Below are 25631 nucleotides of genomic sequence, written 5' to 3'. Positions count from 1 at the left end.
TCACGGGGCGAGCTTCACGACGAACGCGTCCCCGTTGTCGTACGTGCCGGCGCCGATCACGTTGCCGGCGCTGTCCACGGCCACATCGAGGATCCCGCCGTAGCTCATCTCGTCGATCGGGTCGACCGACCACAGCACGTCGCCCGAGGGCGAGAGCTTCGCGATCGCGCCGTTCGGGTTGATGATCGCATTGCCCGCCCCGTCGACGGCGACAGCATGGAGGTTGTAAAAGGCGCCTTCCGGGCCGAGGCCGGTCGTGTCGACGCTCCACAGGGGCGCGCCCGAGGCGGAGAACCTCGTCACGGCGCCGCCGAAGGCGACGACAAGGTCGCCGGAGGGGGCCACGGCGACCTCGGCCGCCTGCGGCGTGCCGGAGACGATCTGGCTCCACACGTGTTGGCCGGCCGCATCGAACTTCGCCAGGTACATGCCGTCCTCCGCCGGCGAGCTCGTGAGCGGCCCGCCGCCGAGGTCGATGATGCCGGCGTAGCTGCCGAGCACGATGACGTTGCCGGCGCCGTCCACGGCGACGCTCCGGGGGCCGCTCTCGTACGGGATCGTCGGGAAGGTCTTGGCCCAGATCGGCGCGCCCGCCCCGTCGAGCCGCGCGATCAGCAGCTCGCTGCCCGGCCCGCCGCCGAGGGGGCCGGCGCCGAGATCCACCGTGTCCCGGATGACCGCCGCGAGCGCGGCGCCCGAGCCGGCCCGGGCGATCTCGATCTGTTCGAGGCCGTCGATCTGCGCGACGAGATTGCCTGACGCGGTGAACCGCCGCAGCCCGAAATCCGCGCCCGCGAGCAGCTCGCCGGACCCGGACTCTGCGACGCTCAGGTAAGTGCGGTCGCCGGCCAGGCGCCTGTCCCACACGTAGCTCCCGGCGGCGTCGAGCTTCGCGAGGAACCCGCTCGTGTACAGGTCGACGGACGTCGGGTTGCCCTGCCCGGCGAAGTCGATCGGACCATAGGCGTAGCCGCCGAAGATCACGCTGTCCCCGCTGCCGACCGTGACGGTGTACGCGCGCATCCCCTCGCCCCAGCCGTTCTCGAAGAGCCTGCTCCAGAGGAGGGCGCCGGGGGCGCACGGCGCGCAGCTCGGACCCCCGCAGTCCACGGCGGACTCGGCGCCGTTCCGGATCCCGTCCTCGCAGGTGTCGTGGTAGCAGACCGTGAGCGCCGGCCGCTCGGCGGCGCTGCCGCTCTCGCTGCTCCGCAGGGTGCTCCGGGTGACCGCGGCCTCCTCGAGCAGCACGCCGTGGTTGTCGACCGCGCCGCTCACCCAGGCCTGCGCGAGCGCGGTCACGTCGACGGTGCGGAAGCCGGTGGTGCCGCCGGTCCCGCCGGTGACGAAGGAGGCCTCGATCGCCGGATCGAAGTGGCCGCCGGCGCCGAAGCTGCCCCACGTGACGGTCGACTCCGACCAGGGGGCGGTGGCCCGGTGGACGCGCACGGCGCTGCTCTCGACCTTGTAGGTCTGGTAGAGCGACAGCGTCGCCGAGGCGATCTCCGCGCTCGCCGGGACGCCCGCGAGGTCGAACCGGAGGAGGCTCCGCCGGACGCCGCCCGTGCCGGTGCCCGTCGTGAGCGTGGTGCTCGCGCCGTCGTTCCAGGAAGGCGATACCTGCCAGATCGTCGCGTCGGCCACCCCGCCGTCCAGGCCGCGCCGGAAGGTCACGCACTGCGGGTCGCACGCGTCGCCGAGGCCGTCGGCGTCGCCGTCCACCTGGGAGGGGTTCGCGGCGGCAGGGCAGTTGTCCTGCGCGTCGACCACCCCGTCCCCGTCGCCGTCCTGCGCCATCTCGAACGCGTAGGCGGGAGAGCCCACGAGGACCGAGCTCCCCGACACGGCGACCGCGTTGCCGAAGCCGCCGAAGGTCGGGCCGCTGCCGGTGAGCTTGGCCTGCTCGGTCTCGATCCACTCGCCGGACGCCGGCGAGAACACGTACGCAGCCCCCGCGTCCGGCTGGCCGAAGCGATCGGCCTGGATCGCGCCGGCGACCGCCACGTCGCCGGAGATCGCCACCGCCCCTCCCAGGCCGTCGCCCGTCGCGCCGTCGGTCCCGATCAGCCTGGAATCCAGGCTCCAGCCGCTGCCCACGCGGTCGAACACGTAGGCCATGCCGCGCCCGAGCTTGTACCAGGGCATCGTCGGGATGACGACGCCCGGCGCGCCCACGAGGATGCGCGAGCCCGAGATAGCGACCGAGCTGCCGAACCGATCGTACAGCCCCTCCGTCGGCTGCGCCGTGAGCTTGCGCACGTCGCCCCAGTCGCTCGCGTCGAACACGAACGCGGCGCCCACGCCGTCGTCCTCCTGCCACCACGCGTTCCCCGGCGCGCCCACGACCACCGTGCTGCCCGCGATCGCGACGGGCGGGGTTGTCCAGGTGTTCTCCCCGGCCGGGGTGGTGAGCTCGATCTCCTCGTTCCAGGCGCCGCCGCTCCGCGTGAACACGTGGACCGAGCTCGCGGCGGACAGGACGGCCCGGTCGCCGTCGACCGCGACGGCCGCGCCGATGCGGTCCGACACCCCGCCGCTCGCGACGAGCTTGGCCTGCTCGGACCACGCGCCCCCGCTTCGCACGAAGACGTAGGCGGCGCTCACGCCGCCGGTGTCCCAGGGGTCCCTGGGCGCCCCGACCACGACCGTGTCCGCGGAGACCGCGACGGAGCGCCCGAAGGCGCTGTAGCCCCCGCCCCCGTCGCTCGGGACGAGCTTGGCCTGCTGCGCCCAGGCGCCGCCGCTCTTCACGAACACGTACGCGGCGCTCCCGGGCGCCCCGACGACCGCGGTGTCGCCGGACATGGCGATCGCCTCGCCGCCCAGGTGGACCTGGCTCGATCCGTCGACCGCGATGAGCGCCGTCCGCTCCGAGGCGGCGAGCGGATCCACCGTCACCGGGTACGCGGCCCCGGCGGTGTCCACGCGCAGCGACAGCATGCGCTTGTCGACGCCGAGCTCCATCCACGCGGGCAGCGCCCGCCCCGCGGCGTCGCTGGCGTGGAGATCCGTGTACCGGAGCGCCACCGCGCCCGAGGCGTCGCGCAGCGCGACCCCCTCGCCCCCGCCGAGCGGCGTCGCGTGGAGCTCACCGCCCAGGGCGAGCTCGATCACGAGGTCCTGGTCCCCGGGCGCGCGGCAGGGCGGCGCCGCGGGCACGGTGAAGCCCTGCTCCAGCCCGAGCGGCCCGTTCACGTACCACTCCACGAGCTCCTCGCCCGGCGATGCGCCCTGCCGGCGGAGCTCCACGCGGTTGTTCGCGGCGCTCGGCGCCGCGCTCGCCACCTCGCGCAGATCGCCCGGGCACCCGTACCGGGCGGGGGCCATCGAGAAGCTCCACCGCCCCTCGCCGTCGTCCGGCGCGATCCGCACGCCCGACGCGCTGAAATCGGTCGTGAGCCGGTGCGCCGGGTTCGGCGCGCGCAGCCCGGGCTCCTTCCCGCCCAGAGACACCTCGCGGACCCGGTAGGTCTCGGGCGCGCTCGACTGCACGGCAGCGATGTACGCCGCCCGCAGGTGCGCGGGCGCCGCTGCGGCTTCCGGCGCCGCGGGCGCTGCCGCCGCGCCGTCGACGGACGAGGAGGGGTCTCGCGACGCCTCCGTGGAGGCGCATCCCCCCACCATGGCGGCTGCCGCCATCACCTGTTCAATCCTCCCCATTCGATATCCCATGGGCTGGTTCTCCATCTGGCTGGCGCTCCCTCGCGCGCGCACACCGGGCGCCGGAGCGTTTCGTGCGGAAGGGCAGCGAGCTCGCGGCGCATGCTCGCAAGGACCGCGCCCCCGACCCTGGATGCGCAGCGCCGCCGGTGTCTCACGCGCCCGGCCGAGCCACGCCGACGCGATGACTCCTTCGCCGCTCGCTCCTGGCCGTTGGCCGGCCATGGGCCGGCCGCGCGACGGGCGGGGCACGGGCAGGGGCCTGGCCCCGGGGGGCGGCGCGGACCCGCTGGCGCCGGATCGCGGACTTCGCAGCGCTGCGACCGATTCCATGACACGCGCGGCGGAGTGACCGGAACAAACAACAGAGAGGGCAGGTGCCCTCGCTGGAGGCATATGGTCACGAAACACGCACCGACGGAAATCCGGCTGAATTGCGGTCTCACGACGCGCGCCCTCGCGAAGAAAGGGCAGGCCGAGCATGTCGTCTGATCACGACGAGCGCGCCGAGCTGCTCGACGACCACCGTCCGGAGCTCGGGCGCTTGCTGCGGAGCCTGCCGCCGCGCGGCGGCGCCACCGCGTCGCTCTCCGGGTATCTCCTCTCCTTGCGCGAGCCGACAGGCTATCTCATCGCGATCGGCCTGCAGGAGCGCGATCCGGATCTCGAGCCCGAGCGCACGCTCCGCTCGGCCCTGGCCTCGGGCGTACGCGCGCCGGTCCTGGCCGGGGTGATGGCGCGCTCGGCGCTGGCCGAGATCATCGCCCCGCTGTCGCCCGTCACGCGGGCGGTCGCCGCGGAGCTGAAGAGAGCGGCCCCCTCCGGCACGTTGCGGGTCGTCGTCGCGGCGGCCGGCGGGGCGGAGCTCTTCACCGTGAAGGTCTCGGACCTGCCGGACGGCTGAGCCGCCCGCTGCGCCAGCGCGCCGGCGCGTCCGGCGCTGGCTTCAGCGGTGGCCGGATCTGAACATGAAGGCGGGAAGGCGCGAAGAAAGATCAATGATCTTCCCGCCTTCATGTGAATCACGCCGGGGCAGATACGGCCCCCCCCCTCGCTTCTTACTCGCGCGGCGCTCACTCGTTCGCGTAGATGCGCCGCTCGCTCGAGTCGAGCCCCAGGTACACGGCCCGGCGGCTCAGGCTCGCGCCCCCGCGCTCCGCGCCCTCCGGCGCCGGCCGCCGGTCGGCGGCCTCGTCGCTCTGGCGCAGCGCCTCGTACTCGGCGACGGAGGCGTGGCGGCACCCGTCGAGCGGGGCGTCGATCGCGAGATCGGCCACGAGCGCCGCGGCCTCCGGCCGGACCCTGCCCGCGAAGAACTCGGCGCAGCAGCCCGATCCGTAGCTGAACAGCCCGATGCGCCGCCCCTCCAGGACGCGCGCCTCGGCGTTGAGCAGGGACGCGAGCGCGAGGTACAGCGAGCCCGTGTAGATGTTGCCGATGCGCGCCGGCAGGTCGAGCGAGGGCTCCACCTCGACGGCGAAGCTCTCGTCGGCGGCCTGCTCGGTCAGGCCGTCGATCGTCCGCCGGTGGCGGTGGGCCTTGCGGGCCATCTTGCCGTAGGGGACGTGGTAGCAGGTGCGCGCGAGCGGCTCGCCGTCGCCCGCCAGGCGGCGCCACTCGCCGTAGGCCCCGGCGAGGGCGTCGAGGTAGCACTGCACCGAGAAGTGGCCGTCGACGAGCGCCTCCTTGTGGTGGAGCGGCCGCCAGAAATCGTAGACGTCGCGCGCGTAGGTGCCGGTCTGGCCGACCTCGATCTCGAAGAGACGCGGGCGCTCGCGCACGAGCAGCGCCACCGCGCCGGCGCCCTGGGTCGGCTCGCCCGCCGAGCCGAGCGCGTAGCGGGCCACGTCCGAGCAGACGACGAGGGCGGCGCGGCCGCGGGCCGAGCCGGACGCGATCCAGTCCACCGCGTTGAGCAGGCCGGCGGTGCCCCCGAAGCAGGCGTGCTTGGCCTCGAAGACCCGGCACGCGCTCGGCAGCCCGAGCAGGCCGTGGAGGAAGGAGGCCGCCGGCTTCGCGTGGTCCACGGCGGTCTCGGTGCCCACGACGCAGAGCCCGATGTCCGCCGGGCTCGCGCCCGAGCGCTGGAACAGGCGGCGGGCCGCGTTGGCCCCGAGGGTGATCGGATCCTCCTCGGGCGCCGCGATCGCCATCCGGCGGGTGCCCAGGCCGGTCAGGTACTTGGACGGCGCGACGCCCCGGGCCTCGGCGAGCTCGCCGAGCTCGACGTAGCGGCGGGGGACGGCGAGGGCGATCGCATCGATGCCGATGGGAGGAAAGTCATGACGTAGGCTCATGCCTGCATCCTAGGGGAGCATTGTGCAGAGACCATCGAGCCCGCGCGGAAGCTCGGAGGAGCCGGGCGCGCGCGGCGCCACCCGGCGCCACCGCGCCGCCGAGAACCGCGCACAACGACCCTCACTCGGCCGATGTCATGCGGAGCAGCCAGCGAGAAAAAATCGCGTTCAGGTCAAATTCATCACCACATCTCGTTGCAACTGTGCAATCTGTAATGGCGCGTTCTTGCGCCCTTGCGGTCGAGGTTCATGTGAAGCTCTCCCGGTCTACCATGTTGGTTCCGCTTCTTGGGTTGGGTGCTCTGATGATGACCGGCGCCGCGGGATGCTCCTGTAGCTCCGGAGCGGAAGGCGACGCAGGCGCGGCGGCTGGAGGGAGCGGCGGAGGCGGCGGTGGAGCGGGGGGCGGCGGGGGCGGCGAGGGCGGCGGGGGCACCGCCGGCGGCGGCGAGGGCGGCGACGACGACATCGGCGCGGGCTCGGGGCAGAACACGGGAGGCGCCTCTCCGGTCGAACCGGGCGAAGAGTGCGTCGCCACGGCCGCCGAGGCCACGCTCACGAAGCGGCCGGTCGACGTCGTGTTCGTCATCGACAACTCGCCCAGCATGGCGAACGAGATCATCAGCGTACAGAACAACATCAACGAGAGCTTCGCCGCGATCATCGGCGAGAGCGGCATCGACTACCGTGTCATCATGATCTCCGCGCACGGCACCGCGGGGGTCGACGACTCGATCTGCGTCGGCGCCCCGCTCAGCTCGGCGAGCTGCGACCCGGTCCCGGAGGCGCCCGGGAACAACCCGCCCCTCTTCTACCATTACAGCCACGAGATCAGGAGCAACGACGCGCTCTGCGTCCTCCTCGGCAGCTACAACGGTGTCATGCCCGACCAGCACGGCGTCGCGCCGTCCGGGTGGTCCGAGTGGGTGCGCCCCGATTCGCTCAAGGTGATCACGGTGATCACCGACGATCACGTGGGCTGCCAGTCGACGCACCTCCCGCGCAACATCTATATCGATGATACGAGGCAGCCCCTCGACGAGGTCGCCGCGGACTTTGAAGAGCTGCTGTTCGATCTGGATCCGGCGGTCTTCGGCGACGTCACCGCGCCCAATTACGTCTTCCATAGCATCGTCGGGCTCCTCGAGAACACGCCCGCCACCGACGCATACGGGCCCGACAGCGACGTGGTCGAGGAGACGTGCGGCACCGCTGTCGCGCCCGGCACGGGCTACCAGACGCTCAGCAGGAGGACCGGCGGCCTCAGGTTCCCGCTCTGCCAGACGAGCTCCTATGACGTGGTGTTCCGGGCGATCGCGGAGAGCGTCATCACCGGCGCGGTGGTCGAGTGCGACTTCGCTGTGCCGGACTCGCCGCCGGGGGAGGTCATCAATCTCTCGACCGTGGTGGTCCAGTACACGCCCGGCGACGGGAGCGCGCTGCAGTCGTTCGATCAGGTGCCGAGCGCAGAGGCGTGCGCGGCGGGCTCCTTCTTCATCGAGAACGACATGATCAAGCTCTGCCCCGACGCGTGCCAGGCGGTCCAGGCCGACGCCGGGGCGGAGATCGACGTCCTCTACGGCTGCGACCCCGAAGCGGCGGATTGAGCTCCGCGGCCGGGCGGCGGCGCCGGCGAGCGCCGCCGCCGCGCGATCCGGGCGCGGGGCGCGCCGGGTGCCCCGAGAGCCCGGCGCAGGCGCAGCGCCCGGGCGATCGCCCGGCGCGCTGCCCTGCGCGCCTTCAGGCGCGAACGATCAGAGACAGCACCGGAAGCTGATGTTCGGATCGGTGTTGTCGCGCCGGGGAGCGGACAGGCTCGCATCGCACCTGGCCGCCTTGAACGACCCGTCCTCGATATCCACTGCGTCGCGCACGGAGGCCCGCGAGCCGCCGCGGACAAGGCAGTTGCCCTCCGTGTCGCAGGAGTCCTCCCACTCGGCCGCGTTGCCGCTCATGTGATAGAGGCCCGTGGCGCCTCCCTCGCACGTCGAGACCGGCGGGACCGGGGCGGGACCCACGGACTTCAGGGCGAAATCGCCGGTCGGAGCGTCGACCTTGCACTTCGGCTCATACACGTGGCCGTAGGGATATTCGTTCACTCCCTGGCCGGAGCACGCGTTGTACCACTCGTTCTGCTCGGCGTTCGCGAGCTCGGCGGGCGAGCTCGCTCCACCACCGATCCTGCCGCAGAGGTGCTTGCCCCTGTAAGCGCAGTACACGTACGCGTCGCACCAGTCGACGTAGTTGATGGGCGTTCTCCCCTCGGTGTAGGGCCACCCGTTCGAGGGCTGGTAGATGTTCCCGGCGCACTCGGCCGGCAGGCCGGGGGGCGCCGGGGGGCTCGCCTGCATGAAGACGTCGTACTCCTGCTTCGTCGCCTCGTACTGATCGATGCAGTAGCTCCCGCCGCCCGCCACGGGCGCGATCACCATCCCCTGAGGGCAGGCGCAGGTACGGGTCGCGCTGTTGCAGAGCGACGTCGCGCAGTCGGTGCCGGCGGTGCACCCCTGCCCCGCAGGGCACCGGGTCCTGCACACCGTCCCGCCGCAGTCGATGTCGGTCTCTTTGCCGTTCTTCACCCCATCGCTGCAGCTCGCCGACAGGCAGACCTGCTCGATGCAGACGAGGTCGCTGCAGTCGGTCGAGTTGGAGCACGCCTCGCCGGCCGCGCAGCCGGCGCAGAGGTCGCCGCAGTCGATGCCGGTCTCGTTGCCGTTCTTCACCCCGTCGCTGCAGCTCGGCGACAGGCACCTGCCGGCCACGCAGCTCAGCGACTCGCAATCCGAGCCCACCGCGCAGTCCTGGAGGTCAGCGCACGGCGGGCACGCCGGGTTGCCGCCGCGCGGTGAGGCGCCGCGGCCGCAGTCGGTGTCGGTCTCGTCGCCGTCTCTGACGCCGTTATCGCACTGCGCCGCCGCGCACGTGGTCCCAGCGCTGCCGCCGCTACCCCCGCTCCCAGCGCTGCCGCCGCCGGCGTCCTCCTCGCAGCGCCGTGAGACGCAGTCCGTGGGCGCAGCGCACGCCTGGCCGTCGACGCAGGGAGGGCAGGAGCCGCCGCAATCGAGGTCGGACTCGCCGCCGTCCTTCACGCCGTTGGTACAGCTTGCCAAGGGCTCACCACCGCCCCCGCCGGTGCCGCCGCCCTGCCCGTCGGCGCCGCCTTGCCCACCGCCGTCCCCGCCGGTGCCACCGCCGTCCCCGCCGGTGCCGCCGCCGTCCCCGCCGGTGCCGCCGCCGTCGCCGCCCTGCCCGCCGGTGCCGCCTTGCCCACCGCCGTCTCCGCCGGTGCCCGTCGTGGCGCTGCCGGTGGGCAGGTTCCCCGACGTCGGAGGGCGGCTCCCATCCTCGCTGCTGCACGAGAGGGCCACGGCGATGGCTGCGAGAGGAATCAGAATGACAGACGACCGGATCATGGAGCGGCCTCCCTGCGTTCAATCACGAGGTCAGAGGAAAGGCGCTCAGCTTACCTGCGATGTCGGCTGTCCAGCGCGAGAAAAGGATTCCACCCGCCGTCGGGCGGAGACCACCGCCGACGAATACGTGCTCCCCTGCGCGTCGTGCCGGCCTCTTTGCGCAGGCGCGCAGGCGCTTCAGCGAGCCGCCTCGTCGAGCCAGTCGTGCGCGAGCGCGAGGATCCGCGCGTGGTCGGGGACATCGCTCAGGAAGCGCTCGCGCCAGGCCGGATCGCTGATCCTCCCGGCCCGCACGAGCAGCCCATTGCGGGCCAGGGCGATGGCGCCCTTGGCCTCGGCCCGCTGGCCCGCCGCCGCCAGCGCCTCGGCGTGGACCAGGCGCACCAGAAAGCCCTCCTCGTCGCGGCGGCCGGACTCGAGCAGCGACAGCGCCTCCGTCGTGGCCGCGAGCGCCTCGCCGGCGCGCCCGAGCTCGAGCAGCGCGCGCGCGCGCGCCGCGATGGCCGCGGGGAGCCGCTCCGGCACCGCCCGCGCGAGCGCCTCGGCCGCCTGCGACTCCACCTCGGCGAGCGCGGGCTCGCCCGCGAGCAGCAGGACGCGCGCGAGCTGGAGCCGGCTCTCGCACTCCCGGCGCCGGTCGCCGCGGCGCTCCAGCGCCTCGATCGAGCTCCGCAGGGCCGCCTTGGCGGCGTCGACCTCGCCCGCGTGGGCGAGCGCGAGGCCGAGGTTCTGCAGCGCGTTCGGCACCCGGTCGTCGAGCGCCATCCGCTCCGCCTCCTCGAGCCCGGCGCGGAGGACCTCCGCCGCCGCCTCGAAGTACCCGAACTGCACGTAGCAGAGCCCCATGTTGAGCCGCGCCCGGCACGCCTCGCGGCGATCGCCGATGTCCTCGAACGCCGCGAGCGCCGCGCTCATGCTCGCGATGCAGGCGCTCGGATCGCCGTTGTGCTGCCGGAGCAGCCCGTGCAGGTAGAGCAGCTTCGCCTCGATCATGAGATCGGCGGCCGACGCGTCCTCCGTCGCCTGCTCGACCGCGTCGATCAGCGCGTCGACGCACGCGTAGCGGCCGCCGAGCAGGAGCACGATCGCCCCCTCGATCAGGCAGGCGTTCCTCGCGATGAGCGCGCCCACGAGCGGCTCGGTGCCGAGGACGACCATCATCCAGCGCTCGACGCGCTCGTAGTGGCGCTGCTTGTGCCCCGCCCCGGCGAGCTGCGTGAACGCCGAGAACCACGCCACGGAGCCGGGCGCGAGGTGCCGCGTCGCCTCGATCCCGCGCTGCTCGGCGAGGGCGGCCTCCCCGCGCCAGAGCAGCGCCTCGGCCTCGACGAGGCGGAGCGCGCCCACCGCGGCCTCACCGGGCCCGCAGGCGATGCCGCGCTCGGCGCACGCGATCGCCGCGGCGAGGTCGTTGCCGCGCAGCGCCTTGTCGGCCGCGCGCAGGTACCACTCGGCGGCCTTCTCGGGCTCCTCGCCGCGCTCGAAATGCTCGGCGAGGACCCTCGGGTCGCCCTCGCCGGCCGCCTCGAGGAAGCTGCCCGCGAGCGCGTGGCCGATGCGCAGGTCGCGCGCGGTCAGCATGCCGTAGGCGGCCTCGCGCACGAGCGCGTGGCGGAAGCAGTACTCGGCGCCGTCCCGCTGCCGCCCCTCGCCCCGCCGCACGATCACCTCGCGCCGGAGCAGCTCCGAGAGGAGCGGGGCGATGTCGATGCTCCCGAGGAGCGCCGCGACGGCGCTCGACCGGAACGTCTCGCCGAAGATGCTCGCCGCCCTGAGCAGCCGCCGCGCCTCGGCGTCGAGCGTCTCCAGCCGCGCCTGCACCATGGCCACCACCGTCTCGGGCTGGCCCTCGCTCTTGCCCTCCGCGGCGGCGCGGATCTGCTCCTCGAGGAAGAACGCGTTGCCGTCCGCGCGCTCGACGAGCCTCGCCACGAGGTCGTGCCGCGCGTGCGCGCCGAGCGCCTCGCGCACGAGCCGCTCGCTCGCCCGGCGCGGGAGCGGCGTCAGGTGGAGCTCGTGCGCGAGCCGGCCCTCCCAGAGCCTCGGGAAGAGCCGGCGCACGTCGGGCCGCCCCAGCGCCAGCACGAGCAGCGGCATGTCCTTGAGCTGGCGCAGCGCCCCTTCCACCAGCGTGACGGTGGGGAGATCGCCCCACTGCAGATCCTCGAGCACGAGGAGCACGGGCCCGGTGCGGCACGCCGCCCCGAGGAAGGCCTCCCAGGCGAGGCGGAGCTGGTCGCCCATCAGCACGGCGTCGCGCCGCGCGAGCCGGAGCTGCACGTCGTTCTCGTCGGGGAACGGCGCGCCGGCGAGCTCGCCGAGGAAGGGCGCGACGCGGGCGGCGTCGAGGTCCGCGTGCTGCGCCGCGCGGCGGCGGATCTTGCGCTGCCGCGCCTCGAGCGGCTCGCCGTCGGCGAGGCCGAGGGCGTGGCGGAGCGCGCTCGCGAGCAGGCCGAAGGCCGAGCCGGCGCCCATGGGGTCGCCCTGGCCGATCCAGACCTCGATCCGGTCGCCCCGCTCGCGGAGCTTGCGGATGAGCTCCTGGCGCAGGCGCGATTTGCCCATGCCCGCCTCGGCGGTCACGAGCACCGCGCCGGCGGCGCCCTCGTCGATGCAGCGGTCGACCTCCGCCACGAGCATCGCGAGCTCGCGCTCGCGGCCGACGTACGTGGTCGGCCGGCCGAGCAGCTGCGCGGTCCGCTCGTCGCGCGCCCTGTGGAGGACGCGGCCGGCGGCGTCCTCGGTGACGTCGAACCGGGCGCCGATGAGGGCCGCGGTCACCTCGTCGATGCGGACGCCCGCGAGGGGGAAGCGGCCTTCGTCGTCGGCGAGCATCTGGAAGGCGCGGTCGATGAGCTCGCCGACGGGCACGCGCGCCGAGAGCTCCGCCCGGCCGGTGGCGAGGGCGACGGGCGCGCCGGCGAGCAGCTCCTTCAGCGCGAGCGCGCACCGGGCGGCCCGCGCCGCGAGATCGGTCGGCGTGCCCGCGCCCGACAGCACGATGAGCGGCGAGCGGCCCTCGAGGAGCTCGAGCTCGCCGCGGTACTGCTCGGCCACGTCGTGCAGCTGCCAGAGCTGCGCCCGGCGCGGCTCCTCCGCCGCGTCGCCCTCGGCGGGGTGCTCGCGGGTGATCACGAGGCACATCACGCGCCGCTCGCCGGTGGTGAGCTCCACGGCCCGCGGCGGGAAGGAGCGGGGCCCCCCGAGGCTGCTCTCGGGGCCGCCGATCGTGGCGAGCTCGGCCGCGACGGCGTCGCCGTCGGCCGGCCGATCTTGCGGGGATTTCGCGAGCATGCGGGCGACGAGGTCGTCGAGGGCCGCGGGGGTGCCGGGCCGGAGCTCGCGCACGCGGGGTGGGTCCTCGAGGAGGACCTTCATCAGCACGGCGAGCCCGGCGTTCCCCTGGAAGGCGGGGTGGCCGGTCAGGCAGCGGTAGAGGATGCACCCGAGCGCGAACACGTCGACGCGGGCGTCGGCGCTGAGCTCTCCGCGCGCCTGCTCCGGGGCCATGTACCCGGGCGTGCCCACGACGAGGCCGGCGGCCGTGAGCGGCTCGTCGGTGGCGGCGCGCGCGAGCCCGAAGTCGATGAGGCTCACGCGCTCGAGCGAGCCGCCTTCGAGGATCAGGTTGCTCGGCTTCAGGTCGCGGTGGACGAGGCCGAGCCTGTGGACGGCGCCGAGCGTCCTGGCGACGTGCAGGCCGAGCTCCAGGGTCTCCTCGAGGGTGAGCCCCTGGCGGGTGAGCCGCTCGGAGAGCGTCTCGCCGTCGAGCCATTGCATGGCGAGGTACGGCTGACCCCACGCGGTCGTGCCGTGCGCGACGTACTGCACGACGCCGGGGACGCGGGCCGCCGCGAGCGCCTGCGCCTCGCGCGTGAAGCGGCCGAGGTTCTGGGTGCCCTCGGTGGTCAGGAGCTTTATCGCGACGGCCTCGCCGGTCTCCTGATCGCGGCCCTGGTAGACGGCCCCCATCCCGCCAGAGGCGGCCAGGTGCTCGATGGCGAACCGGCCGTCTATGATGTCTCCTGCCTGCATCGCTCACCGAGGACCCCGGCGAGGGGCCTCACCGGCGGCCAGCCTGCCAGCGAGGCGAGCTCTGCGTCCAGTGCTCATTCGGGGCAAGGGCGGCCGGCGGGGTGAGCGCGGCGGGCGTGCACAGGCGGCCTCACGGCGCTCGTGGAGGGTTGCCACCCGGCGGTTCGGACGCGAAGTAGGCCTGGTGGCGAGAGGAGCGATCATGGCGATCATGACTCAGGTGCGTGAACAGACGACCGGGGACGGCAGGCCGGGGCCCGAGGCGCAACCCATCCTGCGCCAGCGCGGGGAGGAGATTCAGCCGTACGGGGCGCTGGCGCGCTATCCGCTCGGGCTGAGCGACGACGTGCGCGCGGCGAGCGTCAAGGCGCTCAATCAGATCCTGAGCGACACGATGGTGCTGCGCGACATGTACAAGAAGCACCACTGGCAGGTGTCGGGGGCGACCTTCTATTCGCTGCACCTGCTGCTCGACAAGCACTATGAAGAGCAGGCCAAGCTCGTCGACGACCTGGCCGAGCGGGCGCAGACGCTCGGCGGGATCGCGATCGCGATGCCGCACGACGTCGTGGAGATGACGAAGATCGAGCGGCCGCCGCGGGGGCGCGAGGAGGTGCCGGTGCAGATCTCGCGGCTGCTCGAGGCGCACGAGCAGATCTTGATCGAGGCGCGCGAGGCGGCGGGCAAGGCGGCCGAGTCCGGCGACGACGGGACGAACGACCTGCTCGTGAGCCAGATTGTCCGCGTCAACGAGATGCAGGTGTGGTTCCTGTCCGAGCACCTCGTGGACACGCCGCTCGTCCGGGCGCGGTAGGCGGCGGGGGGGGCGATACCGCCCGGGGGGCGATACCGCACGCTCCGTGCCGTGCGCTGCGTCCCGCGAAGAAATGGTGTGCGCCGTGAGCGGGGGCACGCTCGTCCTCGGCTCGCGAGGGCGAGCGCCGCGCGAAGCGGGTAGGTGGATCGGTGGATCGCCGCCAGACGCGCGCTCTTGCGCCGAGATCGGCTTTTGAGAACCGTCGGCATCCTGGTTTCCGGCGTGGCGATCGTCGCCGCGGCGGTGTTCGACGCGCCCGTGCCCCGAGACGCCCTCTCTCCCGTGAGCTGGCTCCACGCCGGCCTACCGCTCTACCTGTACGTATCCTCGCGTTGCTGGCGCCCCAGGTGAGGAGGAATAGCGAAGTCCCAGGCTTCGGCGAGCTGTTGAAGGGGTCGGTCCGTGATCGGATCGGCATGGGCCACGAGGATTCGCTGGAGTGGCAGCGCGCGCATCTGCGCAATTGATTCAGCCACCGCCGTGCTCGCACGAGTATGCATCCTGACGTCCGGGGGCGTCCTGGCCTTTCCGTAGCGTCCCCAGATGCGCGCTGCAATTCGCCAAGTCCAGTGGTCGTGTGCGCAGGCGGATATGAGTAAATCTGCAGCAATCAGGGAGCCACTTGCCGCGTGGAAGAAGACTGTCTCGTCAAGAAAAGGAACGCCCCTTAGCTGAATAGAGGTTAGCTCAGGGGTAGAGCCGGTATACGCGGGATCGTCCGTGCCCACGGTCAAGCTGACGTGCGGGTTGCGCGACTGGGCCGACTTTGGTCCGACGACAAGTGCGTTTGGGTACCGAGCGGCGGTAGCTGGAGTTTGTAGATGATGGAACCGATTGGGTACTACGATCCAACGCACCTCGCCGAGCGCATCGAGCGCCGCGCATACATCGTCGGTGGGCGTGCAGGGGCTATGAACCCAGAGGGCATCACGCGAGAGTCGAACGACGGTAGTTCTCGCTCGTAGGCGAACACCGCCGAACCATATCGGACGTTCGATGACCCAGATGGAGTCTGGCACGACGACTTCGAGAACGCTGGGAGTTGCCATTAGAGTAGCTTACCTTCCTTTGGTGAGCATGAGCACGAAGTTTGAGGGGCTTTCGCGGAAAATTCGCAGGGCGGCACGCGAGGCTGGGCGTGAGAAGCCGGTCAGGTACGTTGTCTCGATGGCACCGAGCGGGCCCTGGGAAAACCTCAAGCGCTACCGAAGTGCCGGCGTCTCCGTGTCGGGCCAACGTTCGACATGAGCGGCATGACCCGGCTCGCCGGAGCATGTCCGCTCGATGGATCGGGTTAGGTGCCTGATTGCTCATGGGATGTGCTCGGCGTCGGGAGGGGGAATGACCCAGCTGTGCATTCGAGCCTCGTAAACAGAGACGAGCGGCGCTGGAAAGCTTGGGTCAGCAAACGCCCCAACAGGGATTGCCAAGTATTCTTCCATTCCCTCCGACTCGTAGTAGACGGTCGATCCGCAGCCTGGACAGAAGTGGAATTTGCTATGAGAGCCTTCGTCGCCCACGCGCACGTACTCAGACGAGGCGCCAGAGAGCGAGACGTCCTCGCGCCGAAACCTGGCTTGCTGCCCGAAGACGCTGCCAGTTCGGCGCTGACAGGCCAAGCAGTGGCAAATGGAGACACGCACGGGCTCGCCGATAACTCGAGCCTTGAGCTGACCACAACTGCAGGAGGCGACACGGTCGGGCATGTGAACTCCCCTCGGGCACCTGACGCGTTACCGGTCTGCCGCGGGCGCGTAGCGCCCGCCGGCAGCACCGGCATGTTAGCAGAGGCCGGTCCCGCTCGTCATTGCAGAAGAGAGATGAAGGGGTCGAGCACCGGAGCGAGCTGCGGAGCCTCCGGAAGCCTCGCGATAAGGCCTCCCGGGACTGGCCGTCCCGAGGTGGCGGCGACCTGGGCGGCGATGGCGGCGATCGTGTCGGTGTCACCGCCCAGAGAGACCGCCGTCGCGATCCCCGACTCGAGGGGTTCCCTCGCGGTCGTTGCCGCGACGAACAAGGCGATCGGCACGGCCTCGACCCCATGGCCGGAGCACCCGAAGCGAAGGGCGGCGTCGCCGGGAGACTCTCGAAAGGCAGAACGGTCGAGGCGCCGGTCGCGGACCTTCGTACGGGCCGCCCCATGCATCGCCGAGGGCGCCTGCGCGGAGGCAGCTCCGTGCGCGTACCCGTAATCCGACGCCCGTCATCGGTGGAGATGATACGCCCGATCCCGTCGCGGCGCTCGCCCTTCGGCTAACATGTGCTGGTTCTGCTTCGACCCCTCGCAGTAATCGCCAATGTCAAAAGCTAGTGTAGCCCTATCGCCGATCAGGCCCATTGTCACCGTCTCTACTATATTGCGCCTTTGCGTTGAAATCTCTCCCGGACCCCTGGCCGGACCCCTGGCGCGCGGAACTGGGCGCCGAGCTCACGAGCCCCGAGGAGGCCCTGTTCGCCGCGCGGCGCGGCGGAGCCACGGTAGCAGCATGGCGTGGTCCTCGCGAGGTTCTCGCGGAGGATAGCGGCGAGCGCCGCGATCCCGGCATCGATCTGCTCCACCGATGGACTGTCAAAGGGGGCCGGCGGCCGATGTCAAGTCGAGCCGCTGCTTCCGCCGGGCGCCGCGCGGGCGCCGGTTTCTTGCCCCGAGATCTCCCCGGAACGCGCTCCAGAAAAAAACGATGTGCCGTGTTCGAATCCATGAAGGCCGGCCGGGCTCGGCGGCATTCAAAGGGCACAGGTGAACGATCGCGCAGAGGATGGTCCCAGGACGGGCTCGCGCCCGAGCGGGGCATCGACGTGTCTCTCGAGGTCCTCCCGCAGGGAGACCTCCGCGTCCGACCGAGGACCGCGGCTGGCCCAGCGCAGCAGCCCGGCTGACCTCCGCGGACGCGACGAGAGCGACAGCCGATGATCCGCGGCCAGCGCCACAGGCCTCCGTGGGGGCGCTCCGGGCTCGCCGGAGCGCCGCTCGGATCCGAGGGCCGGGACGACGTGGCTGCGCGGAGGGCGGAGATCTCTCGATCTCGGCGCATCGTTCGCCCGTCGAGGAGGACTCATGATCATACGGAACAGGTTCGGTGTTCAGGCGATATTTGGTCTCGGGCTCGCGCTCCTCCCGGGGTGCGTTGGAGAGCCCGGCGCGGACGGGGAGGACGCCGCGAGCTCCTTCGACGCGCGCACGGAGCTCGCGTTTCCCGGCGTGCGCGGCCGCGTCGAGGAGCGCATCGTCGATCTCCCCGGCCTGGGGCCGCAGAAGGTGGTTTACGAGCGGTTCGGCGGCGTGGCGGTGTTCGAGGGCGATATCCTCCTCGACGAGCGGGACCGGCAGGAGCGCTCCGCGGCGCGGCTCGACGGCGCCTCCCGGTGGCCGGGCGGGGTCGTCCCGTACACGATCGACGCGAGCCTGCCCAACCAGGCCCGGGTGAACGACGCCATCGCTCACGTGCAGTCCGTGACGCCGCTCCGGTTCAAGCTCCGCACGACCGAGGTCGATTACGTGACGTTCCAGCCGAGCACCGGGTGCTCGTCCAGCGTGGGTCGGAGCGGCGGCCAGCAGTTCATCAACCTGGCCGACGGCTGCTTGACCGGCAGCACCATCCACGAGATCGGGCACGCCGTCGGCCTGTACCACGAGCAGACGAGGGCCGATCGCGACGAGACGATCACGGTGCACTTCGAGAACATCGATCCAGGCCACCAACACAACTTCTTCACGCACCTCGATCGCAGCGACGGCGTGGATCTCGGGCCGTACGACCTCGGCTCGATCATGCAATACGACGCCTTCGCGTTCTCCGCCAACGGCCAGCCCACGATCACGAAGAAGGACGGGTCGACCTTCTCGTCGCAGCGCGTGGGGCTGTCGACCGGCGACATCTGGGCGGTGGAGGCGATGTACGGCCGCCGCGTGCGGCTCCGGACCGGGGTCGCCGCGGACCGCTGCCTCGACGTGTCGAACAGCAGCACGGAGGAGGGGGCGACGGTGCAGACCTGGGGCTGCAACGGCACGAGCGCCCAGGAGTGGCTGCTCACGCCGAGCGGCGAGCTGCGGAGCAGCGTGGCCCCGGACCGCTGCCTCGACGTGTCGGGCGGCGACACGACGCCCGGCGCGCAGGTGCAGACCTGGGAGTGCAACGGCACGAACGCCCAGAAGTGGACCCGGAACGCGAGCGGCGAGCTGCGGAGCGCGCTGGCCGCGAACCTCTGCCTCGACGTGGCCGGCGGCAGCACCGCGGAGGGCGCGGCCGTGCAGACCGGGACCTGCAGCGGCTCGGACGCCCAGAAGTGGCGCGACTACATCGAGATCCAGAGCGACCTGTACTGGAACCGCTGCCTCGACGTCGTCGGCGCCAGCTCGACCCCGGGGACCAACGTGGCCATCTCGGATTGCGACGAGGGCAACGGGCAGCAGTGGTTCGTCTCGCCGAGCAACGAGCTGCGGAGCGCCGTCGCCGACGACCGCTGCCTCGAGGTCGCCGCCGCCACAAGCGCCGACATCCAGTCCGGCACCAACGTCCAGATCGGCGTGTGCAACGGCAGCAACGCCCAGCGGTGGTTCTGGATGCCGGGGGGCGAGCTGCGGAGCTTGCTCAGAAGCATGTTCTGCCTCGACGTGAGCGGCGGCGCGATCGATCTCGGGACGAACGTCCAGGTCTGGGAATGCGACGGCGCGCGCGCGCAGCGCTGGATGAAGCCCGGCATCGGCTTCTGAGATGGCGAGAGGCGGTGAGGTGCCGAGGCGGCGAGAGGCGGTGAGGTTCACGATGTCGGGAAGGCACCTTTGGCCCCTGTCGCTCCTCGCCCTCACCGCCCTCTCCGGCTGCGCTCCCCGGGACGCGCTCGAGGGCGCGGCGGAGCGCGTCGGCGAGCATCGGGCCGCGATCCTCGGCGGCGCGCTCGATGCGGCGCGCGACTATGCGGTCGGCGTCGGGGACGAGGGCGGCGCCTTCTGCTCCGGCGTCCTCGTCGCGCGCCGCGTGGTGCTCACCGCCGCGCATTGCCTCGAGCCCGGCGCCGAGCCCGGCGGAGGGATCACCCGGATCTACTTCGGCGAGGATCTCCGCCCGGGCGCGGCGCGGCCGCCGGCGGTCGTCCGCGCGGTCGCGGCGGTGCGGCACCCGGGTTTCGACGAGGCGACCTTCTCCAGCGACCTCGCGATCGTCGAGCTCGCCGCCGCGGCGCCGGTCGCCCCGGCGCCGCTCCTGCGCGAGACCATGGACGGCGGCCCGCGGTACGTGGGCCCGCGCCTCGCCTTCGTGGGGCACGGCATCGACGAGGCGGGCATTTCGCTCGCGCGCCGCGTCGCCGCGTTCCCGATCGCCGCCGTGGGGCCCGCGGACGACGTCGGCCTGGACACGGACAGCGGCCCCATCGACGCCACCCAGCTCTACGCGCGGAGCCCCGGCGCCAACACCTGCTTCGGCGACTCCGGCGGCCCCGTGCTCCTCGCGCGGGGGGGCGTCGAGCGCGTCGCCGGCGTGATCTCCTACGGCGACGCCCACTGCGAGATCGACGGCGTGAGCGCCCGCGCGGACGCCCCGGCGATCGAGGCGTTCATCCAGCCCGAGATCGACCGCATCGAGGCGGGCGATCCGTGCCGCGGCGACGGGATCTGCGACGCGTCGTGCGATGTCGGCCCGACCCTGACCGATCCGGACTGCGCAGAGGCGCATTGCGGCGAGGATGGGATCTGCGCGGTCGCGTGCGTCGATCCCGTCGATCCCGACTGCGCCGGCCCGGACCGCTGCGGCCCCGACGGGGCCTGCGACCCGGGTTGCCCGGACATCGACGCGGATTGCGTGCCCCCGCCGGACGGCGAGGCCGCGGCGGGCGGGCCTGAAGCTGGCGCGCCCGGGGAGCCCGGCGGATGCGCGCTCCGACCGTCCGGCGGCGACGGCGAGGCCGCGCGCCGGCGGCGCGGATGGCTCGTCGTGGCGGCGCTCGGGGCGTGGGCGAGGCGGCGCTCGGGGCGTGGGCGAGGCGGGCGGCCGACCGAGATTCTCCTGGAAAAGTGACGCTGTAGCAGCAACTTATCCATGCATCGAGAAGCCGCTTTTACTCCACAGCCTGCCAGCCTGCGGGGCCTTGGGCGGAAGCTCGGGTGGTGGCGCGAACGACCCCTTCTCGGAGAGCCGTATGAAGGGGTGATAGGGCTCGTGGCGCGAGCGTAAAGGGCCTTCGCGCTCAGCGTCCGCGCGCACGGCTCGTGGAGCTTCCGACGATCGCGCGCATCTCTTCCACGAGGAAGGTCCACACCGCAGCGACGCGCGGCACGTCTCGCAGGATGCGCGGCGCGACGAGCCAGAGCTCGCTGCGTGGCCAGGACTCGACCGATGCCGCCAACGCGCGTGTGGTTCGCGCGCGCTCGAGCGTCGGACGCCGCGCGTACGGCGCTGGCAACAACGCGAGACCGAGGCCCGCCTCCGCCGCCACGATCTGCGATGCGAAGTGGCTGGTCCTCAGCGGCGTCGGCGCGCGCGGCGCATGCTTGGCGATCCACTGCGCGGGGGCGTAGCTCGACATGTCGCGGTCCCAGGTGATCCACGGCGCCGCGTCCCACGACGACAGCGCTCCGAGCCGGCCGATCAGCGTGGGCGCGCCGACGGCCATCCAGGTCTCGACCGAGATCTTCGTCGTCACGAGATCCGACCCCGCGAGCTTCGACGATCGCAGCGCGAGGTCCGCCTCTCGTCGCCTCAGGTCGCGCGGGATCGGCGACGCGTCGAGCTCGAGGTCGATGCGCGGGTGCTTCGCGCGGAAGCGCGCCAGCGCAGGCGCCACGAAGAACTCCGCGAGCCCCGGGTCGAGCGTGAGCCGCACGGTGCCCTCGGCGTTCGCCTCCACGCTGGACGCATCTCGCGACAAGCGCGCATGCGCCGCCTCCATCGCCTCCGCCGCTTCGAACAGCTGCTCGGCGGCGACCGTACGCAGCAGTCCCTCGCGTGATCGCGCGAACAACCGCACGCCGAGCCGACGCTCGAGCGCCGCGAGCCGGCGGCTCACCGTCGAGGTGTCGACGCCCAGGCGCGACGCCGCCATCCCGAGGCTGAGCAGGCGATACGCCTCGAGGAACACGCGAACGTCGTCCCATCGCTCGCTCTCCTGGTCTTGCATTTTTGCCTTCCTGCGTTGCAGCGATCCGCGTTGCGAGGCGTTCGTGCAAGACGAACCATAGCACCATGCAAAACGCAGACACCGCACCGACACCGCGCTTCGCGCTGTTCATCCCTGGCCTGATCGAGCCCGAAGGGCTGGAGGTACGCGAACGACCCGAGGTCGCGCCGGACGCGGGCGAAGTGCTCGTCGCCACCGAAGCGACCGGCGTCTCCTACGCCGAAGTGCAGATGCTGCGCGGCCGGTACCCCGGTCAGCCTGCGTTCCCGTTCGTGCCTGGGTACGACATCGTCGGCCGTGTCGTCGCCCTCGGTCCGGACGTCGACGACGCGCTGCTCGGCAAGCGCGTCGCCACGCTCACCGGCTTCGGCGCGTGGGCCGAGCGCGTCGTCTTGCGCGCGGAGCAGCTCGTCGTCGTGCCCGACGCGCTCGACGCTGCAGAGGTCGATGCGCTCATCACCAATGGGCTCACCGCCTACAAGATGCTTCACCGCGTCGCGCGCGTTCGTGCGGGGCAGACCGTCGTCGTGCTCGGCGCGGGAGGAGGCGTAGGCAGCCTGCTCGTGCAGCTCGCGCGGCTCGCAGGCGTGCACGTGATCGGGACGTGTCGACCGTCACAGCGCTCCGCGGTCGAGGCGCTCGGCGCGCAGGTCGTCGACTTCACGCGTGAGCGCGTGCCCGAGGACGTTCGCGCGCTGGCACCGGCCGGCGTCGATGCCGTGTTCGATCACGTGGGAGGCGCTGCGTCGTTGCGGAGCTCGTTCGCGATGTTGCGCCGCGGTGGCTACCTCGTCTGTTATGGCAATGCGTCGCTGGGCAGGACGAATGGCTCCGCGTGGCGAGGGTTTCTCGAGTTCATCGCGCTGAAGCTGATGTGGAGCGTCACGCCGGGTCGGCGAAGGTCGACGTTCTTCGATGTGTGGGGACGCGGCACGCTGGGCGCAGACCACATGTTCCGGCCTCGCCGCTTCTGGCGAGAGCTCCGCGACGATCTCGGAGCGCTCGTGGAGCTGCTCGCCACCCATCAGCTGAAGCCACAGATCGCACGGCGCATCCCGCTCCGCGACGCCGCGTCGGCGCTGGCGGCGCACCGCGCGGGCGGCTTCGTCGGGAAGATCGTGCTCGAAGCGGACGTGGCAACGGTGATGCGATGAAGCTCAATCTCCTCGACGCCCTGCCCACGCCCGCGCGATCCAGGAGCTCAGCCAGGTACAGTGAACGGTACGAGACGCCGGTGCCGGAGGCTGAAGGCCGCGGCTCATCGACGTTCCACCTCTCATGGAACCAGGTGGATCTCAGAATGGGCGTTACCTCCACCCGTGCGTACAACGAGGCTGTACGATGGTAGGCGGATAAGAGAGGCTTGACTTTCGGACAGCGTTTGGACTTCTTAGCGAAGTTTTGGCGGCAGCTGCCCACCCGCGAAGCGCCGCCGCCAGCTGTCGGTGAATGTAAGCAAGAGGGGGTATTGGTGCGATGGTCGCAATTTGTCTCCGCCGTGTTTCTTATCGCTAGGCACTCGCTTGGTGTGACCGCACACTCGTACAGTCAGGGAACGTAGCAAGCCTTCCGAGTAGCAGTGAATCCTGCGCCAAACGTCCTACCCAACTCCCCGGCCGAGCTCGGCCCCGGGTCCGTGTTGGGTCGTTACGAGCTGCTGCTGCCGATCGCAGCAGGCGGCATGGCCATGGTGTGGGCGGCGCGGCTGAAGGGAACGCGCGGCTTCCAGAAGATCGTCGCCGTCAAGACGATGCTGCCGACGCTGACCGAGGACGACCAGTTCGAGCGCATGTTCCTCGCGGAGGCGTCGCTCGCGTCACAGATCCGCCACCCGCACGTCGTCGAGATCCTCGATCTCGGCGAGCAGGACGGCGTGCTGTTCCTGGCGATGGAGTGGCTCGACGGCGTTCCGCTCAACCAGGTGATGAAGACCGCGAAGAGGCGGGACGGCATGCCGGTCCCCATCGCCGTGCGCATCGTGGCGCAGGCCTGCGCCGGCCTGCACGCCGCGCACGAGCTCAAGGACAAGAGCGGCGCGCTCGTCGGCCTGGTGCACCGCGACATCTCCCCGCAGAACATCCTGGTCACGTACGACGGCGTGTCCAAGGTGGTGGACTTCGGCGTGGCCAAGGCCACCGCGCTCAACGACAGCACGACGCAGGCCGGCCAGCTCAAGGGCAAGGTGAGCTACATGGCGCCGGAGCAGGTGCGCGGCGAGGCGATCGACCGGCGCGTCGACGTGTTCGCGATGGGCATCGTGCTCTACGCGCTCACCACCGGCAAACACCCGTTCCGCAAGGAATCCGAGGGCGCGACGCTGTTCGCCATCTCGTCACCGGACCCGGTGCTGGCGCCGCGCGAGTTCGAGCCCGACTACCCGGCGTCGCTCGAGGCCGTGCTGCTGCGCGCGCTCGAAAAAGAGCGCGACCAGCGCTACGCCACGGCCAACGAGCTGCTGCGCGCGCTCGACAAGGCGCTGCCGCCCAGCCAGCGAGCCACCGACGAGGACGTCGCCACGTTCATCCGCGAGCTGTTCGAGGAGCAGCAACAGCAAACGCGCGTGGCCCTCTCCGAAGCGCTGGAGCGCGCCGACCGCAATCAGCTGAGCAACAACCTCGGCATCTCCGACGTGACCGGCACGGGTCACTCGGCGGTGAGCGCCTTCAGGACCGTCAACCTCCGCGGCGCGACCCCGGGCGAGGCGGGAAGGAGCACGCCCGACGACGAGATCCCGCCGTTCGCGCGCTCCAAAAACCGCGGGCTGCGCGCCGTCGTGATCCTCGGTCTCCTCGCCGCCGGCGTGCTCGCCGTACTGCTGCTCCGGAGCGCCGACGCACCCGCCCCTCTTCCTTCCGTCGCCGCGCCCGCCGCGCCCGCCGTCCCAGCGCCCGCGCCTCCCGAGGCGGCGCCCCCTGCGACCGAGCTCGGCGCGCCCCCGGGCGAGCCCTCTGCCTCCGTCTCGGCCAGCGCGGCGCCGGCTCCGCTCCCGGTGTCACCCGCGAGCGCGCCGCCCCGCCGTCAGAACAAGCCCGCCGAGCCGATCCGGTCGCCGAGCCCGACGCCAGATCCCGCGCCGCCCAAGTCGTGGAAGCACGATCCGGGGTTCTGACGCGACTCTCTCAGAATGTTCCTGAGAGACGCGCGCCTAGCTCGGAGCCGCCCGCGACGGGCACGAGCTGGAGCGAGGTCTTCTCGGGCTCTTTTGGCTTCTTCTTCTGAAGGAGCAAGATCGCGGTCGCCGTGCCGACCGCGGCGACGCCGACGCCGAGCGCCACCTGCGCGCCGTAATGATAGAACTTGAGCTCGTCGTAGCGTGACTCCATGGAGGGCGGGCACGACTTGCCGGCCGGGCCGCAGGCGTCTTCCAGATCCTGGAGCGCTCCCTGGCGGAGCACGAACAGCACCCCGGAGCCGATCAGGCTCGCGGCGCCGACGCCCCCGATGACGTACGGCACCACCTTGGACGGCGGCTTCTCCGGCAAGGCGCCCGCCTGGATCAGCAGCTCTTGCGGCAACGCCTCGAGCGTCACCTCGACGCGCGTCACCCCCTCCTCCTTCAGCTCCACCGTCGCTTGAAACGGCTTGTAATTGGGAGCCTTGGCGGTGAGCGCGTGAGGGCCGGGATCGAGCGGCACCTCGACGCCGATGGACGCACCGCCGAGGGCGATGCCGTCGAGCGCCACGGCCGCGGAGGCCGCCCCTTTGCCGCGTACGATGACGAGCCTCGGGATCCGGGCACGCAGCCGGCCGATCGACTGCTCGACCTCGGCCCGGAAATCGGGCCCCACGGCGTCGGCCTCCGCGAGCGCCAGCTCGTAGCCACCGAGCGCGGCCACGAGCCGCCCCAGCTTCTCCTCGCACACGGCGATGTGGAAGCGAACCTGCGGCGTCATCCGCACCTGACCGACTTCGCGGAACTGCTGCAGGGCCGCGGCCCAGTTACCCGCTTGCTCGAGCTCGGTCGCCTGCTGGAACTGCGCGCGAGCTTGCTTGAGCTCGTCGGCGTCCTGGGCGAGCGCGGGCGCCTCGAGCAGCAGCAGCACCGCTGCGACGCGGAACATTCGTGGAAAATTCCTCACCGCTGCGACGCGGAACATTCGTGGAAAATTCCTCATGCGACGCTTGCCATAGTGAGCTTGCCATAGTGACTTGCCGCCTCCGCTCCTGTCAACGTGGCGGCGCGGCGCGGCCTTCGCCGCGCGCGACGCCGCGCCGCGTCGTGGTCGGAGGTGCGAGCGTGCCGGCGGGGCTCCGCGCGGGGAGGCCAACGCTGTCTCGATTTGTGGCCGCGAAATC

17 protein-coding genes are annotated in these 25631 nt (G+C 71.8%); 8 read left to right on the top strand and 9 right to left on the bottom strand.

Annotated elements, in window-relative coordinates:
• Positions 1–3669 (bottom strand): DNRLRE domain-containing protein, encoded by a 3669-nt coding sequence (locus tag WMF36_RS33755; RefSeq protein WP_437574901.1) that lies wholly within the window; start codon positions 3667–3669, stop codon positions 1–3.
• A 469-nt stretch (positions 3670–4138) separates the two neighbouring features.
• On the opposite strand from WMF36_RS33755, the gene WMF36_RS33750 reads away from it, so the two are divergent.
• Complete coding sequence (locus WMF36_RS33750; protein ID WP_437479433.1) at positions 4139–4561, top strand: hypothetical protein; 423 nt, start codon at positions 4139–4141, stop codon at positions 4559–4561.
• Between the two features lie 169 nt (positions 4562–4730).
• Here the strand turns inward: WMF36_RS33750 and WMF36_RS33745 are convergent, their stop codons facing one another.
• Entirely contained in the window at positions 4731–5954 is a 1224-nt protein-coding gene (locus WMF36_RS33745) for a hydroxymethylglutaryl-CoA synthase family protein (protein ID WP_437574900.1), read from the bottom strand.
• 305 nt (positions 5955–6259) lie between these two features.
• Between WMF36_RS33745 and WMF36_RS33740 the strand changes: the two genes are divergently transcribed.
• Positions 6260–7561, top strand: coding sequence for a hypothetical protein (locus tag WMF36_RS33740; RefSeq protein WP_437574899.1), 1302 nt, complete (start codon positions 6260–6262; stop codon positions 7559–7561).
• Between the two features lie 147 nt (positions 7562–7708).
• On the opposite strand, the gene WMF36_RS33735 is transcribed toward WMF36_RS33740, so the two are convergent.
• Entirely contained in the window at positions 7709–9367 is a 1659-nt protein-coding gene (locus tag WMF36_RS33735) for a formylglycine-generating enzyme family protein (protein ID WP_437574898.1), read from the bottom strand.
• A gap of 177 nt (positions 9368–9544) precedes the next feature.
• Positions 9545–13402: a serine/threonine-protein kinase gene (locus WMF36_RS33730; RefSeq protein WP_437574897.1), complete on the bottom strand. Its 3858-nt coding sequence runs from the start codon at positions 13400–13402 to the stop codon at positions 9545–9547.
• Between the two features lie 202 nt (positions 13403–13604).
• On the opposite strand from WMF36_RS33730, the gene WMF36_RS33725 reads away from it, so the two are divergent.
• On the top strand, positions 13605–14216 hold the full coding sequence (locus WMF36_RS33725) for a Dps family protein (protein WP_437574896.1): 612 nt from the start codon (positions 13605–13607) through the stop codon (positions 14214–14216).
• Positions 14217–14530: 314 nt separating this feature from the next.
• On the opposite strand, the gene WMF36_RS33720 is transcribed toward WMF36_RS33725, so the two are convergent.
• From WMF36_RS33720 to WMF36_RS33710, 3 genes are all read right to left on the bottom strand, one after another.
• A complete protein-coding gene (locus tag WMF36_RS33720; protein ID WP_437574895.1) occupies positions 14531–15268 on the bottom strand; it encodes a DUF4336 domain-containing protein in 738 nt (245 codons plus the stop codon).
• 261 nt (positions 15269–15529) lie between these two features.
• Positions 15530–15925 carry a GFA family protein gene (locus tag WMF36_RS33715; protein ID WP_437574894.1) on the bottom strand — a complete coding sequence of 132 codons (396 nt, stop codon included), beginning with the start codon at positions 15923–15925 and terminating at the stop codon, positions 15530–15532.
• Positions 15926–16023: 98 nt separating this feature from the next.
• Positions 16024–16365, bottom strand: a complete 342-nt coding sequence (locus WMF36_RS33710) for an ADP-ribosylglycohydrolase family protein (protein WP_437574892.1) — start codon at positions 16363–16365, stop codon at positions 16024–16026.
• A 912-nt stretch (positions 16366–17277) separates the two neighbouring features.
• On the opposite strand from WMF36_RS33710, the gene WMF36_RS33705 reads away from it, so the two are divergent.
• Both WMF36_RS33705 and WMF36_RS33700 read left to right on the top strand, forming a co-directional pair.
• A complete protein-coding gene (locus WMF36_RS33705; RefSeq protein WP_437574891.1) occupies positions 17278–18933 on the top strand; it encodes a ricin-type beta-trefoil lectin domain protein in 1656 nt (551 codons plus the stop codon).
• A gap of 52 nt (positions 18934–18985) precedes the next feature.
• Entirely contained in the window at positions 18986–20236 is a 1251-nt protein-coding gene (locus tag WMF36_RS33700; protein WP_437574890.1) for a trypsin-like serine protease, read from the top strand.
• Positions 20237–20405: 169 nt separating this feature from the next.
• Here the strand turns inward: WMF36_RS33700 and WMF36_RS33695 are convergent, their stop codons facing one another.
• Positions 20406–21335 carry a LysR family transcriptional regulator gene (locus WMF36_RS33695; RefSeq protein WP_437574889.1) on the bottom strand — a complete coding sequence of 310 codons (930 nt, stop codon included), beginning with the start codon at positions 21333–21335 and terminating at the stop codon, positions 20406–20408.
• Positions 21336–21400: 65 nt separating this feature from the next.
• Here WMF36_RS33695 and WMF36_RS33690 point away from each other — a divergent pair, with 65 nt between their 5' ends.
• From WMF36_RS33690 to WMF36_RS33680, 3 genes are all read left to right on the top strand, one after another.
• Positions 21401–22489, top strand: a complete 1089-nt coding sequence (locus WMF36_RS33690; protein WP_437574888.1) for a zinc-binding dehydrogenase — start codon at positions 21401–21403, stop codon at positions 22487–22489.
• The gene (locus WMF36_RS33685) at positions 22486–22683 is read left to right on the top strand and encodes a hypothetical protein (RefSeq protein ID WP_437574887.1); all 198 of its coding nucleotides are present in this window, start codon (positions 22486–22488) and stop codon (positions 22681–22683) included. The genes WMF36_RS33690 and WMF36_RS33685 overlap by 4 nt, the downstream gene beginning before the upstream one ends.
• A gap of 231 nt (positions 22684–22914) precedes the next feature.
• A complete protein-coding gene (locus tag WMF36_RS33680) occupies positions 22915–24444 on the top strand; it encodes a serine/threonine-protein kinase (protein ID WP_437574886.1) in 1530 nt (509 codons plus the stop codon).
• A 10-nt stretch (positions 24445–24454) separates the two neighbouring features.
• Here WMF36_RS33680 and WMF36_RS33675 read toward each other — a convergent pair whose 3' ends face one another.
• Positions 24455–25396 (bottom strand): PEGA domain-containing protein, encoded by a 942-nt coding sequence (locus WMF36_RS33675; RefSeq protein ID WP_437574885.1) that lies wholly within the window; start codon positions 25394–25396, stop codon positions 24455–24457.
• Positions 25397–25631: the final 235 nt, after the last annotated feature.

The organism is Sorangium sp. So ce887 (assembly GCF_051521455.1).
In the GTDB taxonomy this organism is placed as follows: Bacteria; Myxococcota_A; Polyangia; order Polyangiales; family Polyangiaceae; genus Sorangium.
Note: the sequence above shows the minus strand (reverse complement) of the source record. Positions and strands in the feature narration are given on the sequence as shown.